This window comes from Phenylobacterium sp., from assembly GCF_004297125.1.
GTDB lineage: Bacteria > Pseudomonadota > Alphaproteobacteria > Caulobacterales > Caulobacteraceae > Phenylobacterium.
In genome coordinates, this window is the sequence record NZ_SCVD01000001.1 from 238,833 (window position 1) to 256,718 (window position 17,886).

Here is a 17,886-nt window from a genome sequence, read left to right on the forward strand (position 1 = left end):
TTCAGCCTGCCTTGCGCATTTCGCCGCGGGAAACGGCGACGATCGTGTCGATGTCGAGGATGAGAGCCACGCGACCGTCGCCGAGGATGGTCGCGGCGGCGACGCCGGGGACTTGCCGGTAGTTGGCTTCGAGCGACTTGATGACCACCTGGCGCTGGCCCTGGATGGCGTCGCACAGCAGCGCGGCGCGCGCCCCGCCTTCGCCTTCGATCAGCAGGGCGACGCCCTGGGTCGCAGGCAGCGGCTCGCGGCGGTAGCCCAGCGCCATGCCCACGTCGATCAGCGGCACGAAGCCGCCGCGGATCGAGATCACCCGGGCGTGGCCGCCCAGGCTGTGGACGTCGCTGGCCTTGGGCTGCAGCGTCTCGACGATCGCGGTGATCGGGGCGACCAGGGTCTGGCCCTGGACCGACACCACCATGCCGTCGAGCACCGCCAGGGTCAGCGGCAGGCTCATGGTGAAGATCGAGCCCTTGCCGGGGCGCGAGGTGATGGTGATGCGGCCGCCCAGCGCCTGGATGGAGCGGCGGACCACGTCCATGCCGACGCCGCGACCGGAGATGTCGCTGACCTCGCTGGCGGTGGAGAAGCCGGGCATGAAGATCAGGTTGTCGATCTCCTCGTCCGAGAGCGTGGCCTCGGCCGAGATCAGGCCCTTCTCGATGGCGATCGACTTCACCCGCTCGCGGTTGATGCCGCCGCCGTCGTCGGCGACCTCGATGACGATCCGGCCGGAGCGGTGGGCCGCCGACAGGCGCACGACGCCCTCGGCCGGCTTGCCCGCCGCGGCGCGCTTCTCGGGGCTTTCCAGCCCGTGGTCGATCGCATTGCGGATCATGTGGGTCAGCGGGTCGGCCAGGCGCTCGATGACGGTCTTGTCGACCTCGGTGCCTTCGCCTTCGGTGACCAGGCGCACGGGCTTGCCGGTCATGGCGGCGACTTCGCGCACCAGGCGCGGCATCCGCTGGAAGACCGACTTCACGGGCTGGGCCCGGATCGCCATGACGCTGTCCTGGATCTCGCGGGTCAGCTGCTCAAGCTCGTCCAGGCCCATGGCGACGGCGGAAGCGCGGGCCAGGCCGGCTTCCATCACGCGCTGGGCCAGCACGGCCTGGTTGATGACCAACTCGCCGACCAGGTCGATCAGGCGGTCGACGCGGTCCAGGTCCACGCGGATCGTGGCGCCCGCCGCGGCCTCGGCCTTGCGCGCGCCGCCGCCGGCCTGGCCATCGGGCGAGGGCTCGTTGGCCGCGGCCGGAGGGGCGAGGGGGGCGGGGGCGGCAGCGACGACCGGGGCTGCGACGACAGGCGGTTCGGGGATCGGCTCGAAGGCGGCGGCGATCGGCGCTTCGGGCTCCGGCGCGGCCTCGGCCGGGGCGTCGCCCTGGACGCGGGCCAGGAGCGCCGACAGGTCGAACGCGGCTTCGGCGCCGTCGTCGCCCTCGGCCTCGCCGCCGATGGCCTGGATGTTCAGCTCACAGTCGCCGTCCACCCATTCGAAGACCTCACGGATGGCGGCCTCGTCGGCGTCGCCGGTGACGGTGATGGTCCAGGCGAGGTAGGCCGCTTCCGGATCCATCTCGTGGAGGGGCGGCACGTCATGGGCGTCCAGCTCCACCTCGACGGCGCCCAGGCGGCCAAGCTCGCGCAGCAGCAGCGCGGCCTCGTTGGCCTTGGCGTAGAGGTCGGCGCGAGGCTTGAAGGTCACCACGAAGCCGGTCGGGCCGGCGGGCGCCTCGGGCGCATCCATGGCGGCGGCCATCGGCTGGAACTCGAAATCGCCCCAGTCTTCCTCCGTCTCGTCGGCTTCCCCCGCCGCGCCGCTCATCGCCTTCAGCTCTTCGGCCAGGGTGGCGGCGTGGGGGTGCTGGCCGTCCTCGTCGACGCGCGCCGCGCGCACCAGGTCGGCAAGCACGTCGGCCGCCCGCAGCATGGTCTTGAGCACGTCGCTGGACGGAGCCAGACGCCCGGAGCGCATCTCGTCCAGCGCCGTCTCGAAGACGTGCGCGAACCGGATCAGCGCCTCCAGGCTGAAAGCCCCGGCGCCGCCCTTGATCGAATGCACCGCCCGGAAGACGGCGTTGATGGTCTCGGGATCCGTATCTCCGCCTTCCATGGCGAGGAGTCCGGATTCGAGCTCCGCGAGCTGTTCCTCGCACTCTTGGAAGAACACGTCCCGGATGGCGGCTAGGGCGTCCACTGGCGTGGTTTCCTATTCTTGGTTCGAGGGGTTCGGATGGATCAGGCGGCGACGCGGCGGATGGCGTCCACCAGCTTGACCGGGTTGAACGGCTTCACGATCCAGCCCGTGGCGCCGGCCATGCGCGCCCGGTTCTTCTTCTCGGCGTCGCTCTCGGTGGTCAGCACCAGGATCGGGATCCCCCGGTAGCGCTGGTCGCCGCGGACCTCTTCGATGAAGCCGAAACCATCCATGCGCGGCATGTTGATGTCGGTGACGATGACCTGCGGGCTCTCCGCCTGGAGAACCTCCAGCCCGTGGATGCCGTCTTCGGCCTGGACGACGCGGAAGCCGGCGTCGGCGAGAGCCAGACGCAGCATTTCGCGCATTGTCCGGGAGTCATCGACGGTGAGGACAGTCATGCTCATGGGTTCAGTCCTGAACGAGGGAAAGGGCGGCGGTCGGCGCCAGGTGGGAAGCTCCCATCAGGGCAAGGCCGTCAGCGAACTCGGGGGAGGGGTCGGTGATCTGGAACGCCGCGCCGTCCGCCGCCCAGGTCGCCTGGGCCGACAGCAGCACCTGGAGACACTGGCCACCGATCCGACGCACCTGCGATCCATCGAGGGTGACGGGCTGGCCGCGCCGGGCCAGCAGCGCCTTGTGCAGCGGGCCGGCGGCGGTCATTTCCAGGCTGTCGCCCAGGATGAGGGTGTGTTCGCTCATGTTCAGAACTCGTCCCATGCGTCTTCTTCGGCCTCGAAGGCCGGCTTCGGAGCGGCGCCCCCGCGGCCGGTGGTCTTCATGGCCGGAACCGGGGCGCGTTGTTGTTGCGGGGCCGGCGCGGCGCGGCGCGGGGCCGGCGCGGCCTGGACCGCGGTCCCGCCCAGTTCGAAGCGCGAGATCAGGCGCGAGAGGGCCTCGCTCTCACCGGACAGGGCGTGGCTGGCGGCCGTGGCCTGCTCGACCATGGCCGCGTTCTGCTGCGTGACCTGATCCATCTGGTTGATGGCGGTGTTCACCTGCTGCAGGCCGGTGGCCTGTTCCTGGGCCGAGGCGGCGATCTCAGTGACGGCGCCGTTGATCGACGTCACCTGGGTCAGGATCCGCTCCAGCACCTTGCCGGTCTCGCCGACCAGGCCGACGCCGCGGTCGACCTGCTGCGAGGACGCCGAGATGAGCGCCTTGATCTCCTTGGCGGCCTCGGCCGAGCGCTGCGCCAGGGCTCGAACTTCCGAGGCGACGACCGCGAAGCCCTTGCCCGCGTCCCCGGCCCGAGCCGCTTCGACGCCGGCGTTCAGGGCCAGCAGGTTGGTCTGGAAGGCGATCTCGTCGATCACGCCGATGATATTGCCGATCTGCTGGGCCGAGCTCTCGATCTCGCTCATGGCGGCGACCGCGTCGCGGACGACCACGCCCGAACGCTCGGCGTCGGCCTTGGCGGAGCCCACGGCCTCGCGGCTCTGGGCGGCGCCTTCGGCGGTCTTGCGCACCGTGGCGGTGATCTCGTCCAGGGCGGCGGCGGTTTCCTCCAGGCTGGCGGCCTGCTGCTCCGTGCGGCGCGACAGGTCGTCGGACGCCTGGCTGATCTCACCGGCGCCGGACCGCACGGCCGTGGCGTTGGTGGCCACTTCGCGCATGGTGTCCTGCAGCGTGGCGGCCGCGGCGTTGAAGTCGGTCTTCAGCTGTTCGGCCTTGGGCGCGAAGGCGACGGTGATCCGGTGGGTCAGGTCGCCGGCGGCCAGCTTGCCCAGCGCCTCGCCGAGGGCGCCGATCGCCACGGCGTCCTGCTCGGCCTCCGCGGCCTTCTCCCGTTCGCGGTCGGCCCGCTCCTGGTCGGTCAGCCGGCGCTGCTCGCCGGCTTCGCCTTCCAGCCGCCTTTTCTCGAGGGCGGCGTCCTTGAAGTGCTGGACGGCGTCGGCCATGCGGCCCACCTCGTCCTTGCGGCCCTGGGCCGGCACGTCGACGTTGTGGTCGCCCGAGGCCAGCTTGGCCATGGCGGCGGTCATGGAAGCGACCGGCTTGGCGATGGCGGCGGTGAGCAGGGCCCCCATCACGACGGACAGGGCGATGGCCAGCAGGCTGCCCACGGCCAGCAGGGTGACGGCGAAGGCCTGGGCGGAACCTTGGGCGGCGGAGCGCTGCTTCGACAGCGCCGCCTCCTGGTCGGTGAAAGTCTTCAGCGCGGCGCGCGTGGCCTCTAGGCGGCCGGCGGTGCCGAGCTGCATCATGGCCACGGCCTGCTGGGTCGGATCCTGGCCGGCCGCGATCAGCGGGGCTTCCTCGGCCTCGACCTTGGCGACGGCCTGCTTGATCGCGTCGATCAGCTTGGCGTCCTCGGAGGCGGTCTTCTCCAGATCGCCGATCGCGACCTTGTACTTCTCTTGGGCGCTGCTGATCTTCTTCAGGAACTCGGGGTCCCCGCTGGCGACCAGGCCGCGGATGGCGTTCTGGCGTTCAACGCGCGCCATCAGCACCTCGTCGGCGAGCTTGAGTTGGGCGACGCTCGAGTCATTGTCCGCGACGGCCGACTTGATGCTCATCAGGCTGGCGAACACCGCCGCGCACATGATGGCGACGACGGTCACCACGACCGCGAAGCCCACCATGAGCTTCTTGGAGATGTTGAGATTGTTCAGGAGGGTCATCGGGGTCTCGGGTGCTGTTCTGGCGGGGCAGGGGCGAATGAGGCGGCCGGCGGGGCGCCGCGTCCGGAGCCTGGGGAGGCTCGGGAGGCGTCCCGCCGGCCGCTCACGGGGCGGCGGCGTAGCGGTCAGCCCTCACGACGTCCGGGGGTGCGCGGACGTCCGGCGAGATTGCGGGTGTCGGCAGTAGGGGGACTGAAACGACCGCATGGGATTCTCGCCGTTGCCGTGAGGGCCTGACGACGCCGATCTGGCCCCGCCGAAACGGACAATCCCAAGTTCGGTTTGATTATTGGTAAACTGTGGGAATTCCCACGCAGGAATGGGAATTGAGACGCAGGTAAAACCCTGCGGCAAGACGTCGCAATACCTGCCGTATGCTCTGCGGACCCCGGCCGGAAGCCGGTCTTCGCCTAGGAGCCGAAGGTGGTTTCGCCGGCGGCCACCAGCAGAACCCTGGCCGGCAAGCCCGGTGCGATGAGCGCATAGCCGGCGGAGGCGTCGAAGTAGACGCCGTCCCCGGCGCCCATGGGCAGGGGGGCGTACAAATGGCTGTGGAATTCGACCTGGCCGTCCATGACCAGGACGTAGGCTTCGCCCGCGTGGACGGCCAGCGGGCCGTGGGCCTGGAGGTCACGGGCGGTGACGTCGATCACGATGGGCGAGAAACTCTTGGAGAGCAGGTCGGAAGCCGTCCGGCGGCCGGTGTTACCCGCGACCCGGGTCGGGGGACCTTCGCCCGCCCGGATCACCGAACGGCGGCCCGATGCGGCCGGGGTGGTTTCGGCCTCGCGGGTGACGAGGCCCTCGAGGTCGACCTCGAGCGCCCGGCAAAGGCGCATCAGTTTCTCGTAGTTCAGTGCGTTCTGGCCCAGTTCCACGCGTGACAGGGTGGAGATCGGCACCCCGCTCTCCTCGCTCAGCGCCGCCAGACTCCAGCCGCGCGAAAGCCGGAGCTTGCGGATCGCCGCGCCGGTCCGGTCTGACATGCGGGAGCGCATGACTCGACATTCCCCTCTTGCGTCTAAGTGAAGAGTCTAGGGTGATTCACGACAGGGCGGCACGCCGGCCGTGAGGCCGACGTGCCCAAATTGGGGCGTGCGAGAATTCGCCTGTGAGGCGAGCGAGGCGAGGCGTCCGTCAACGCCATTGGCGGCGCCCGCCCGGCAGAAATATCGCCAGTTTGCGAGACTTCACAATGCCCAGCGCATCGAAAACGCCCAGTAAGGCCGCGATCCGGCAAGTGTACTGACCCATCGGGCGAGCAACTTCGATTCCGCTTTTCAACTCACACAAGAACCCGGTCGCCCCCTTGCATCCGTGTGATAGGGTAAAAGGTGACTTAAGGCGGTTCTGCGTTCGCCGGACTGTCGTTAATCTCAATCTAGGGGGGGCTGATGCGCAGCCTAGCGTATGCGATCGCCTGTGGCGCCCTGTTCGCGGGCACGTCCGTTCAGGCCCAGAGCATGGACATCACCGGCGTGAAATCGGGATCGATCACGTCCGCCGATTGGAATGTCAGCGGTCCCAACGGCTATATCGTCGATACCGAGAACGCCCTTGAGGTCGGTTACGGCGGCAGCGCCGAGACCAAGGTCAAGATAACCCCCGGCCACGCCAGCTTCGAAAGCGGGGTTGCGGTCTCCGGGGCGCTTGCCTCCGCCACCTCGAACTCCGGCCTCGACATCACGATCAACAACAACAGTACAAACCAGATCCTGTCGGTCGAGCAGTTCGGGTCCACCATCATCCCGGCGGGCATGGGCTTCTACATGCAGGACCGCACCGGCAACGCCGAGGGCAGCAACATCTACACGGGCTACGGCCAGAACGACTTCGCCACGCTGCAGGACCTGTGGCCGAGCGTCGGCGAGGGCATATTCGCCTACTCCAGCTTCGACTTCACCGTCGTCAGCAATGATCAGACCCTCTACACGCTGAGCGGCTACATGAGCCTCAGCTTCGGTGAGGGCGGCGTCCTGAGCCGGGACTACGGCCTGACCAACGGCTTAGGCCCCGTGCTCGACCCCACCAGCGTCCTGAACGGTTTCACGTCGGCCTACGACAACGACGTGGCCTACGCCTTTGCGTGGGACTCGACGGACATCGATTTCGACCTGAACGCCCTCATCGGGCCAGGCGGATCGCAGACGATCTACTATCGCACCACCGTCACCAGCTGGACCACGGCGGACTGCCTTGACGAGGTGACCTGCCTGGTCGCCTATTCGGGCTTCGGCGATCCCATCGGGCGCGGCGGCGGCATCAGCTTCGCCAGCTTTGCCGCGAGCGACGTCTCCACGTTCGACGTCGGGCCCAACACGATCACCGGCATCGTGTTCGATCCGGTGGACGTGGACCGCTTCGAACTGATCGACGCGACCTTCAGCGGCGGCGCGGTGCCCGAGCCCGCCACCTGGATCAGCATGATCCTCGGCTTCGGCATGTTGGGAGCGGCGTTGCGGCGCCGGCGGGTGCTGTCGTACAGCTAAGGTATGACGCCAGATAACGCGGAACCTCACGACCGACAGGACGGAGCCTTCGCGTATCGGGCGTTCATCAGCTACAGCCACAGGGACAAGGATATCGCGCAGCGGCTGCACCGCGACGTGGAATCCTATCGGATCCCCTCGAAGCTGGTCGGTCGGGTCACCGGCGTGGGCAAGGTCCCGCGCCGCCTGCGGCCCATCTTCCGCGACCGCGAAGAACTTCCCGCCTCGGGCGACCTCACCGCGGAGCTGAGCGCGGCCCTGCGCCAGTCGCAGTTCCTGGTGGTGATCTGCTCGCCGGCGGCAGCCCGGTCGCGGTGGGTCAACGAGGAGATCCTCCAGTTCAAGCGAGTGCATGGCGACAGCCGGGTGCTGGCGCTGGTGGCCGACGGCGAGCCGCATGCCTCCGACATCCCGGGCATGGACCACCGCGAGTGCTTCCCGGTGGCGCTGCGCTTCCGCATCGGCGCCGACGGCCAGCTCTCGGACGTGCCCGCCGAACCGATCGCCGCCGACGTCCGCCGCGAGGCGGACGGCCCCAGGCTGGCCACCCAGAAGCTGATCGCAGGCCTGACGGGCCTGAAACTGGACGAACTGGTCCAGCGCGAGACCCAGCGCCGGATCGCCCAGATGACCGCGATCGCCACCGGGGCGATGGTGGGCATGGTGGTCACGGGCGGCCTGGCCTTCTACGCCAACTCGCTGCGCATCGAGGCCAACAAGCAGCGGACCATCGCCCAGCACGAAGCCGCGGCCGCCCGCGCCGCATCCGACTACCTGGTCGGCACCTTCGAGCTGTCGAACCCGGCGACCGAGAACCCGCGCACCATCACCGCCCTCACCATCCTCGGACGCAGCGCCGACCGGGCGCGGCGCGAACTGGCCGACCAGCCCGCGATCCAGGCGCGGCTGCTGGCCACCCTGGGCAGGGCCTACAACAACCTGGGCCTGCTGGGCGAGGCGCAGAGCGCCTTCGAATCCGCGATGCCCGACATCAACAAGGCCGGCCCGGACGGCGCCGAGGCGATGCTGGTGCTGGCGACCACCTACGCCAACCAGGGCTCGCTGGAGAAGGGGCTGGGCGCCGTGCGCCACGCCGAGAGCCTGCTGGGGACCAATCCCCGCGCGAACGCCAGCCTTCGGGCCAAGGTGGCGCTCACCGAAGGCCGCATCCTGACGTCGGCCTCCAAGGTGAAGGAAGGGGTCTCGGCCTTCGACCGGGCCCTGGCCTACTACCGCGCCGCCGACGACGCGCCCGAGGGCGCGCTGGCCACCGTCTTGAACAACCGCGGCCTGCTGCTGTCCGATGACGGCCAGTACGCCGCCGCCGAAGCGTCCCTGTCCGAGGCGCTCGCGCTTTGCCAGAAGGAGCTGGGCCCGAGCCACCTCTCCACCGGCAAGGCCTGGTTCGCCCTGGCCCAGAATTCGTTCAACGCCGGCGACCTGCCGAAGGCGCGGGCGCGGATCGCCAATGCCCTGCGCATCGAGCGGGCGGTGCTGGACGCGGACAACCCGATCCTGGGCGACACGCTGTCGATGCAGGGGCAGATCCAACAGGGCCTGGGCCAGTACGCCGAAGCGGAGCGGTCGCTGCGCGAGGCGGTCGCCATCTACCGCAACGCCTTCGATGGGCCGCACTACCTGATCGGCATCGCCGAGGTGTACCTGGGGCTGATCGAATCCCAGCGGGGCGCGACCAGCGCGGCGCTGGCCACCCTGGACGACGCCAAGCGCAACTACGACGCCAGCTACGGCAAGGTCCATCCGAACCACGGGGACCTGCTGGTCAACCGGGCCAAGGTGCTGGCGAAGGCGGGCCGCATGGCCGAAGCGCGCTCGGACTGCGCGGCCGGCATGACCATCCTCGTCGATACGCTCGGCCCCGACGCCAGCTTCACCAGGCAGATGGCCGCCGAATGCCGCGCCATCGCCCCGGCCAGGCCGACCCGGGTCGCCGCGGGGCGCTAATCGGAGCGGCGAGTGAGCCTGTAGAGCGGATAGACGCCGTAGCTCTTGGGCAGGGCGATCTTGCCCACATAGTTGCAGTCGAAGGGGTGGTCGCCTTGCATCTCCAGCACGGCGGCGAAGGGCTCGGTCACGTACACCGCGCCAGAGGGCGTCACCGGCTCGATCCGCGCCGCCCGCGACACCTCGCTGCCGTAGTAGGTCGTGCGCTTCGTCACCGGGTCGTAGCCGGAATAGGTGGGGCCATAGTGCAGGGCGATCCGCATGGCCGTGCCTTCGCGCACGCCCAGCGCCTTGCAGTCGACCTTCTTCAGCTCCTCGCAGAGGTCCAGCGCGGCCGCCGCCGCGGTGGGCGCGTCCTGGAAGACCGCGAAGATCGCGTCGCCCCAGGTGTTGCCCTGCCGGATCACGTCGCCGTGGCCTTCGAGCGTCCGGGCCGCCCGGACCATGACGTCCTCCCAGAACAGCGGCAGGGCCCGCTCGTCCAGCTTCGAGAAGCCGGGGTAGTCGGTGAACATCAGGCCGTAGGTCCCGCGCTCCACATCCGACTTGGGCGGCGGCGGGGGCATGACCGGCCGGGTGAGGGCCGGGGCGATCACCACCTCGGCCCGGCCGCCCGTGGCGCGCCAGGCGGTGACATCCGAGCCGCTGAGCGTGCGGTCGCCGCGCTGCTCGACGATCACCAGCTGGATCGCCTCGGCGTGGAGCTGGCGGGCGCGCAGCCGCGCCATGCCCATGGTGACTTTGGAGCCGTAGGCGAACTGCTCCATCTCGCCCATGTAGCTCATGTTGCTGGCGAAGGTGATCGAGGCGGCCCGCGCCTTGATCGCGTGGTAGCGGGCGACCCAGGACTCTCCGGACGGGGCGACGGACTGCTCCAGGAAGTCGGGCTCGGCGAAGGGCAGCACCACGTGGACCTCCGCGCCCTTCTCCAGCAGCAGCTCGGCGATCAGGATGTCGCTGCCGGCCGCGAGCGCGCCATAGGCGAAGCCCACGTCCTCCCGGGCGATCACCTCGCGCATCTTGTCCGCCAGCCCGGCTTCCAGCTCGGGATCGCCCACGAAGATGTTGCCGCAGAACATGGCCACCTTGGGTGGCTGGATCAGCTCAAGCAGACTCTCCATCCCGTGGTCGTCGCCCTGGGCCGCGATCAGCCGCTGGAGCTGGAGCACGGTGGTGGAGCGCGCGCCGACGTCGGCGTCGGGCGCCTGCATGGCGCGGATCAGGGCGTCGCGCGCGCCGTCCACGTCGCCCAGAACCGCCAGGGCCTCGGCCAGGGTCGCCAGGGAGAAATAGCCGGACCGGCGCTCGGGCGCGGTCTCGTCGACCACGTGGCGGGCCAGGAACCGGGCCAGGCGCGGACGGCCCGCGATCCTGGCCAGGGTCGCCGCATTGATGGCCGGGTAGCTGGACTTCGTGGTGCGGTGGATCCTGGCGTACAGCAGGCACGCTTCCAGCAGCCGCTCACGGCTGGGCGTGCGGCCCGCGAAGGCCTGATCCTTGAGCAGGCGCGCCTTGAGCGACAGGGGATCGACGCCGCCCATCTCCTCCAGCCGGTAGTCGTCATAGAGCTTGAGGCCGCGATCGGTGTCGCCAAGCCGGGCCAGGGTCAGCACTTCGAGGTAGTTCAGGCCGGGGTCGGCGATGTCGCCGCGGCGCACGACCTCATCGTAGGCCCCCAGCAGGTCGCCCCGCGCCAGCGCGGCGCGGACCGAGGCCGCCCGCTTCTCCGGGGTGGGCGGCAAACTCACGCGGGTCCGCCCGGGGCCGCGATCGACCCGGCCGGCGCGCAGCTCAACGTCTGCCCTTCAAGCGTAGAACCCCGCACCCGCGAGCAACCCCCGTCGTTCCCTGCGCGGGTGACGCTATAGCGACATTGTGACCCCGTCCATCAGGAGGGCTCGCGGAACGGTGGCGCCGCCGCGATCTGGGGTTGGCCTGCACGGGCCTCAGGCCGCTTGCGCCTCCGCGAGGTCGGGCGCGCGCCGCCCATCGTAAACCTCCTCGTCCAGGATGCCCTGCTGCTTGGCGACCAGGGTGGGGACCAGCGCCTGGCCCGCCACGTTCACGGCCGTGCGACCCATGTCCAGGATCGGGTCGATGGCCAGCAGCAGGCCCACGCCTTCCAGCGGCAGACCCAGCGTCGACAGCGTCAGGGTCAGCATCACGGTGGCGCCCGTGAGGCCCGCCGTGGCGGCCGATCCGATCACCGAGACGAAGACGATCAGGAGATAGTCCGACAGGTGCAGGGGCACGCCGTAGAACTGGGCCACGAAGATCGCCGCGATCGCCGGATAGATCGCCGCGCAACCGTCCATCTTCGTAGTCGCGCCCAGGGGCACGGCGAAGGCGGAATAGGCCCGCGGCACCCCCAGCCCGACCTCGGTCACCTGCTCGGTCACCGGCAGGGTCCCGATGGACGAGCGCGAGACGAAGCCCAGTTGGATCGCGGGCCAGGCCGAACGGAAGAACCGCGCCGGGCTCAGGCCATGCGCCGCCAGCAGCGCGGGATAGACCACCAGCAGCACCAGGAAGAGACCGATGTAGACGGCCAGCGCGAACTGGCCGAGCTGGCCCAGGGCGTCCCAGCCGTACTTGGCCACGGCCGTGCCCAGCAGCCCGATGGTGCCGATGGGCGTCAGCCGGATCACCCACCACAGCACCTTGCGGATCACCACCAGGGCCGAGGCGTTGAACGCCAGGAACGGCTTGCCCGCCTCACCGGCCTTCAGCGCCGCGGCGCCCACGACCAGCGAGATCACGAGGATCTGCAGCACGTTGAACGAGACGCTGGTCGTGGCGGAACCGTCCGCCAGCTTGGTGGAGGCGGTCAGTCCGAGGAAGTTCGCCGGGATCAGTCCGGTCAGGAAGTCGAGCCACGAGCCCGTGGCGCTGGGCGCCTTGGCGGCTTCGGCGATGGCTCCCGCATGCAGGCCGGGCTGCAGGCCGAGGCCCAGCGCGATACCGATCGCAACAGCGATGAGGGCCGTGATGGCGAACCACAGCAGGGTGCGCCAGACCAGGCCGGCGGCGTTCTGGAGCTGGGCCAGGTTGGCGATGCTGGCCACGATGGCGGTGAACACCAGCGGCGGCACCAGCGCCTTCAGCAGCTGGACGAACGAGGAGCCTACGATCCGCAGGGTCTCGGCCAGGCCGTGGCCCGGCTGGCCGGCCTCGACGCCAAGCTGGCGGGCGGCGAACCCGAGCGCCAGGCCGACGACCATCGCCGCAAGCACCTGCACGCCGAAGGCGCTGATGAAGCGGGAGCTCTTCTGGGAAGCCATGGAAACGCCTTCGCCCGCAGCCTGCGAGCCCACGCATAAGGTAGTGACGAGCGCCCCCTTCCGCCCGATCGAAAGTCTGGGGTCGCTTTCAGGGAAACTGGGGTGCTTAGCGCTTTCCGGTCCCGTGATGAGCTAAGAGGAAATCTGCATATCTCTTGGTCGTCGCCGGCCGGTGTCGCGCCGGCGACGGCTTGCGAACGGCCGCGCCTGGTCTCATTCCTAGGACAGGGAGGGCAGCGCCGGATGTCGAAAGCCGACACGATCGACGCGCTGATGGAAAGCGCGATCCACTGTTTCTCGCGCTATGGCTACGAAGGCGCCTCGCTGCGAGACATCGCGGCCAACGCCGGCGTGCCGCTCAGCACCATCCACATGTACTTCGGCTCCAAGGCCGAGCTCTATACGGCCATCGAGCGAAAATCCTGGGGTGAGATCGACGACGAGCGCAGCGCGCTGCTGTCCGAGGCCCTGGCCAAGGCCGGCGCCCGGCCGCCCGAGCTGGCCGACCTGATCCATGCCCTGGCCAGGCCGGTGGTGCGCCGCATGCTGGGCGCGTCCGAGCACGACCAGGAGCGGATCTTCATCATCCGGGGCCGGGTCTCCGACCGCCGCGCGCAGGAAAGCCCCTCATTCCTGGAGGTCGCCGACCGCTCCGTGGTGCGTTGGATCGACGCCATCCAGCTCGCGTGCCCGTCGCTTGTCCGGCAGGACATCGTCTGGGCGTTCTCCTTCGTGGTCGGCGCGATCTACTCGTGGCAGCTCGTCGACCACCGCTACGACCAGCTTCTCGGGCAGGACATCCAGCGCACGGTGGATGGGATCACCGGCGACATCGTGACGTTCGGCTGCGCGGGCATCCACGCCCTGATCGAGCGCCGCCGCCTCGCCGCCCAGGAGACCTCGGCGGCCTGAAGCTCCAATCGCTGGACACGCGTCCATAGGATCGGCTCGACCGATCCCGCCGCCCCTGCCAGCCTCTCATCGACGGGTCCGGCCTGCCACTGCGCAGGCCAGCAACAGAGATCCGCACGAGGCGAGGAAACGCATGGCCAAGTGGCAATACACCAAGGGTCTGCACGAGCTGGGCAACGGCTGCTGGGCCTATCTGCTGCCCGACGGCGGCTGGGGCTGGAGCAACGCGGGCCTGGTCACCGACGGCGGCGAGAGCCTTCTCGTCGACACCCTGTTCGACCTGAAATTGACCCGCGAGATGCTGGACGCCATGCGCGACGCCAGCCCGGCGGCCCGCGAGATCGAGACCGTGGTCAACACCCACGCCAATGGGGACCACACCTTCGGCAACCAGCTGGTGAAAGGCGCCCGGATCGTCACCACCAAGTCGGTGGGTGAGGCGATGGAGCACGAGGACGCCAACCGCATTCTGGAGATGATGACCGAGGCCGAGACCTACGACGGCGAGGCCGGCCGGTTCATGCGCGAGATCTTCGCGCCGTTCGAATTCCGCGGCATCGACCTGCCGCCAGCCACCGACACCTTCGAGGGCAGCCTCGATCTCAAGGTGGGCTCCAAGACCGTCCATCTCGTGGACGTGGGGCCGGCCCATACCGCCTCCGACGTCCTGGCCTTCGTGCCGGACGACAAGGTGGTCTACACCGGCGATATCCTGTTCGTGGGCGGCCATCCGGCCATCTGGGCCGGCCCGGTGAAGAACTGGGTGAAGGCCTGCGACCTGATCCTGGCCTCCAACGTCGAGACCGTCGTGCCCGGCCACGGCCCGATCAGCGACAAGGCCGCCGTGCGCGAGTTCCGCGGCTACCTCGAGTGGATCGAACGCGAGGGCCGCCAGCGTTACGACGCGGGCATGAGCTTCGAGGAGGCGGCCAACGACATCGACCTGGGGCCGTACGCACACTGGGGCGACTCCGAGCGCATGGTGCCCAACATGATGACGCTCTATGGCGAGTTCAGCGGCCAGCGTCCGAACGTGGAGTTCGGCGAGATCTGGGCCGGGATGGCCCGCTACTACGCCCGCCGAAAGTCGAGCGCCGCCTCGGTCGCCTGCGACTGCACCGATCCGAACCACAAGCACTGAACCTTCCGCACCAGCGGATTTCCAGCGGGCTTTAGGGGGCCTGAGCCATGAAACTCGTCACGTTCGAGACCGGAGGCGCGCGCCACATCGGCGCGGTGCTGCCGGGCGACACCACCATCAGCGACTTCACCGCGGCCAGCGACACCGCGCATTTCCGGGACATGCTGGCCCTGATCGACGGCGGCGGGCCGGCGCTGGACGCGGCCCGCGCGCTGGAGGCCAAGCCGGCCTCGGTCGTGGAGATGGCGTCCGTCCGGCTTCTCGCGCCGGTGCCGGAGCCGCGGCAGATGTTCGACTGCCTGTGCTTCGAGAAGCACCTGGTCCAATCGGCGCGGAACGGCCACCTGGTGCGGGGCGGTCCGCCGGTGATCCCCGTCACCGACAAGATCCCGGACGTCTACAAGGAGCTGCCGGTCTACTACAAATGCAACCGGTTCAGCGTGATCGGCACGGACCAGGACGTGATCCGGCCGCGCTACACCACCAAGCTGGACTACGAGATGGAGTTCGGCGTCTTCCTCGGGAAGTCAGTCAAGAACGCCACGGTCGAGGAGGCCGAGAAGGCGATCTTCGGCTACTGCATCTTCAACGACGTCAGCGCCCGCGACCAGCAGATGAGCGAGATGCGCGGCATGCTGGGCCCGTCCAAGGGCAAGGACTTCGACACCGGCAACGTCATGGGGCCCTACCTGGTCACCGCCGACGCGGTCGATCCGTCCAACCTCACCATGTCGGTCTACATCAACGGCGAGCGGGTCTCCTCGGGGACGAGCGCCGACATGATGTGGAGCTTTCCGCAGATCATCGCCCATTCCACCCAGGACGAGACCCGCCACGCCGGCGAATTCTTCGGCTCGGGCACGGTGGGCGGCGGCTGCGGCCTGGAGACCGGCCGGCTGCTGGAGGACGGCGACCTCCTGGAACTCGAAGTAACCGGGCTCGGGCGGCTGCGTAACCGTATCGTCTTCCAAAGCTGACCCAGGGCTTCGGGCCAGGACCTGGACAGTTGTCCATAGTTCCGGCTTGCGGCGCCGAACCGCTCCATCATTCTGAAAACAAGCGCGATCCGAGCCACTACCAATCGGAAAAAACATAGTCGCGCTGGGGGAACGCCATGAAAGCTCTACCTTTGCTTGCGAGCGCGAGTCTGCTCGCGCTCTGCGCCGGGGTCGCCCAGGCCCAGACCACCGCCGAAGCCTCCAACGCCATCGAGGAGGTGATCGTCACCGCCCAGAAGCGGGCCGAGAATCTGCAGGACGTGCCGATCTCGATCGCCGCAGTCCCGGCCACGGCGCTCGACCGCGGCGGCGTGCAGACCATCGACGGCCTGCAGCGCCTTGCGCCCGGCCTCAACATCTCCGCCATCGGCAGCGGCTTCGTCAGCTACACCTACATCCGCGGCGCCGGCACCAACGTCATCGACAGCGGTTCGGACCCGAGCGTCGCCTACTTCATGGACGAGGTGTACCTGTCGGGCACGGCGGGCCTGCAGTCCGACCTGCTGGACGTGGAGCGCGTCGAGGTGCTGAAGGGGCCGCAGGGCACCCTGTTCGGCCGCAACGCCGCCGCCGGGGCGATCAGTATCATCAGCAAGCGTCCCGCGAGCGAGTTCGACGCCTACGTTTCTGGGGACGCCGGGAATTACGACTTCTTCGCGATCCGCGGCGGGGTCACCGGCCCGCTGACCGCCGATGGCGCCTGGCGGTTCCGCCTGGCCGGCGCACATCGCGAACGGGGCGCCTACACCACCAATCCCGCCGGCCGGGATCCCGGCGACATCGACAACTACACCGCCCGCGGCCAGATCGAGTACCAGGGCGAGAAGCTGCTGTTCCGGCTTTCGGGCGACGTCTTCACGTCCGACAACGGGATGACCAACCACTTCCTGTCGACGACGGCGGTCACGGGCTTCCTTTCGCCCGAGGCCGGCGCGCGCCTGCCGACCGACCAGAGCTTCTTCCGCCGCTACTACAACGTCGACGGCTTCGAGAAGCAGGACACCCAGAGCCTGACCGCGCGGATCGAGTACGAGCTGCCGTTCGCCACCCTGACCTCGATCACCGGTTGGCGGGACAACCAGTTCAAACGGCTGCAGGACCAGGACGGCTCGCTGGCCGACGGCTACGCGCTGGGCACCGACCAGAACGACATCACGATCAGCCAGGAGCTGCGCCTGTCGGGCGACAGCGGGCCGGTCCGCTGGATCGCCGGCCTCTATTTCTACCACGGCATGACCGACCGCCGGGACACCATCGACAGCGGTCCCGACTTCGCCGTGCCGGCCCTGCGCAACTCGCTGGGCACCTACGGCCAGAACATCGACACCAAGAGCTACGCGATCTTCGGCCAGGCCACCTACGACGTCACCGACCAGTTCGCGATCACCCTGGGCGGCCGCTACACCAAGGACAAGAAGGTCTCGGACCAGGCCACCGACCCGTTCGGTCCGGTCGGCGCCTACTTCGTCAAGCTGACGCCCGAGTGGGACAGCTTCGATCCGGCCCTGACGCTGGAATACAAGGCGACCCCGGACATCATGGTCTATGCCTCGGCCCGCCAGGGCTTCAAGAGCGGCGGCTTCCAGTCGCTGCCGGGCAGTCTGGCCCTGGCGTCCACGGTCTATGATCCCGAGCGCGTCCGGGCCTACGAACTGGGCGCGAAGAGCCAGTGGTGGGAGGGCCGGCTCACCGCCAATGTCGCCCTGTTCCGCGCCGACATCGACGACCAGCAGATCCTGCGCATCCCCAGCGCCGGGCTGACGATCATCGACAACGCCGGCAAGACGCGCACCAAGGGGGTCGATATCGCCCTCACGGCCCGTCCGGTCTCGGCGCTGCGGGTGGACTTCAACGCCACCTTCCAGCACGCCCGCTTCCGCGAGTACCTGTCGAACGGCATCAGCTTCGCCGGCAAGCACCAGCTCCGCTCGCCCGACCGACAGATCTCGATCGTGGCCGAATACACCGTGCCCGTGGGCGAGGCCGGCGACATCCTGCTGCACGGCGAATACGCCTACCAGTCCAAGGTGTTCTTCGACGCGGCCAACACCAGCTCGATGAACGCCTACCAGCCGGGCTACGGCCTGGTCGGCGGCCGGATCATCTTCCGACCGGCCAAGGGCGACTGGGACTTCGCCGTGTGGGGCAAAAACCTCGGCGACAAGCGCTACTTCCGCAACGTGGCGATCTCCGGCCCCTCCGGCCTGGGCACGCCGGGCGACCCGTTGACCTACGGCGTGTCGGTCAACTGGCGGCTTCGCTAGGGCCTCGAGGAG

General features: G+C 69.0%; 13 protein-coding genes. 6 read left to right on the forward strand and 7 right to left on the reverse strand.

The window, feature by feature from the left end:
- Position 1: 1 nt before the first annotated feature.
- The 5 genes from EPO51_RS01180 to EPO51_RS01200 all read right to left on the reverse strand — a co-directional run bounded on the left by EPO51_RS01180 (position 2) and on the right by EPO51_RS01200 (position 5,810).
- Positions 2–2,200: a chemotaxis protein CheA gene (locus tag EPO51_RS01180; RefSeq protein ID WP_293345103.1), complete on the reverse strand. Its 2,199-nt coding sequence runs from the start codon at positions 2,198–2,200 to the stop codon at positions 2–4.
- Positions 2,201–2,241: 41 nt separating this feature from the next.
- Positions 2,242–2,607, reverse strand: coding sequence for a response regulator (locus EPO51_RS01185; RefSeq protein ID WP_293345105.1), 366 nt, complete (start codon positions 2,605–2,607; stop codon positions 2,242–2,244).
- A gap of 4 nt (positions 2,608–2,611) precedes the next feature.
- Positions 2,612–2,902, reverse strand: coding sequence for an STAS domain-containing protein (locus EPO51_RS01190; RefSeq protein ID WP_293345107.1), 291 nt, complete (start codon positions 2,900–2,902; stop codon positions 2,612–2,614).
- 2 nt (positions 2,903–2,904) lie between these two features.
- Positions 2,905–4,824, reverse strand: coding sequence for a methyl-accepting chemotaxis protein (locus EPO51_RS01195; RefSeq protein ID WP_293345109.1), 1,920 nt, complete (start codon positions 4,822–4,824; stop codon positions 2,905–2,907).
- Between the two features lie 410 nt (positions 4,825–5,234).
- Positions 5,235–5,810, reverse strand: coding sequence for a helix-turn-helix domain-containing protein (locus EPO51_RS01200; protein WP_293345111.1), 576 nt, complete (start codon positions 5,808–5,810; stop codon positions 5,235–5,237).
- A gap of 408 nt (positions 5,811–6,218) precedes the next feature.
- Here EPO51_RS01200 and EPO51_RS01205 point away from each other — a divergent pair, with 408 nt between their 5' ends.
- Both EPO51_RS01205 and EPO51_RS01210 read left to right on the forward strand, forming a co-directional pair.
- Positions 6,219–7,313: a PEPxxWA-CTERM sorting domain-containing protein gene (locus EPO51_RS01205; protein WP_293345113.1), complete on the forward strand. Its 1,095-nt coding sequence runs from the start codon at positions 6,219–6,221 to the stop codon at positions 7,311–7,313.
- Between the two features lie 3 nt (positions 7,314–7,316).
- Complete coding sequence (locus EPO51_RS01210) at positions 7,317–9,278, forward strand: tetratricopeptide repeat protein (RefSeq protein WP_293345115.1); 1,962 nt, start codon at positions 7,317–7,319, stop codon at positions 9,276–9,278.
- Here EPO51_RS01210 and EPO51_RS01215 read toward each other — a convergent pair.
- A complete protein-coding gene (locus EPO51_RS01215; RefSeq protein WP_293345117.1) occupies positions 9,275–11,026 on the reverse strand; it encodes an adenylate/guanylate cyclase domain-containing protein in 1,752 nt (583 codons plus the stop codon). The two genes, EPO51_RS01210 and EPO51_RS01215, sit on opposite strands and share 4 nt — an antisense overlap.
- A 198-nt stretch (positions 11,027–11,224) precedes the next feature.
- A complete protein-coding gene (locus EPO51_RS01220; RefSeq protein WP_293345119.1) occupies positions 11,225–12,559 on the reverse strand; it encodes a dicarboxylate/amino acid:cation symporter in 1,335 nt (444 codons plus the stop codon).
- 243 nt (positions 12,560–12,802) lie between these two features.
- Here EPO51_RS01220 and EPO51_RS01225 point away from each other — a divergent pair, with 243 nt between their 5' ends.
- The 4 genes from EPO51_RS01225 (at position 12,803) to EPO51_RS01240 (ending at position 17,874) form a co-directional block, all read left to right on the forward strand.
- The gene (locus EPO51_RS01225; protein ID WP_293345121.1) at positions 12,803–13,471 is read left to right on the forward strand and encodes a TetR/AcrR family transcriptional regulator; all 669 of its coding nucleotides are present in this window, start codon (positions 12,803–12,805) and stop codon (positions 13,469–13,471) included.
- A gap of 133 nt (positions 13,472–13,604) precedes the next feature.
- The gene (locus EPO51_RS01230; RefSeq protein ID WP_293345123.1) at positions 13,605–14,612 is read left to right on the forward strand and encodes an MBL fold metallo-hydrolase; all 1,008 of its coding nucleotides are present in this window, start codon (positions 13,605–13,607) and stop codon (positions 14,610–14,612) included.
- A gap of 47 nt (positions 14,613–14,659) precedes the next feature.
- Complete coding sequence (locus EPO51_RS01235; protein WP_293345125.1) at positions 14,660–15,589, forward strand: fumarylacetoacetate hydrolase family protein; 930 nt, start codon at positions 14,660–14,662, stop codon at positions 15,587–15,589.
- 137 nt (positions 15,590–15,726) lie between these two features.
- Positions 15,727–17,874 (forward strand): TonB-dependent receptor, encoded by a 2,148-nt coding sequence (locus EPO51_RS01240; RefSeq protein ID WP_293345127.1) that lies wholly within the window; start codon positions 15,727–15,729, stop codon positions 17,872–17,874.
- Positions 17,875–17,886: the final 12 nt, after the last annotated feature.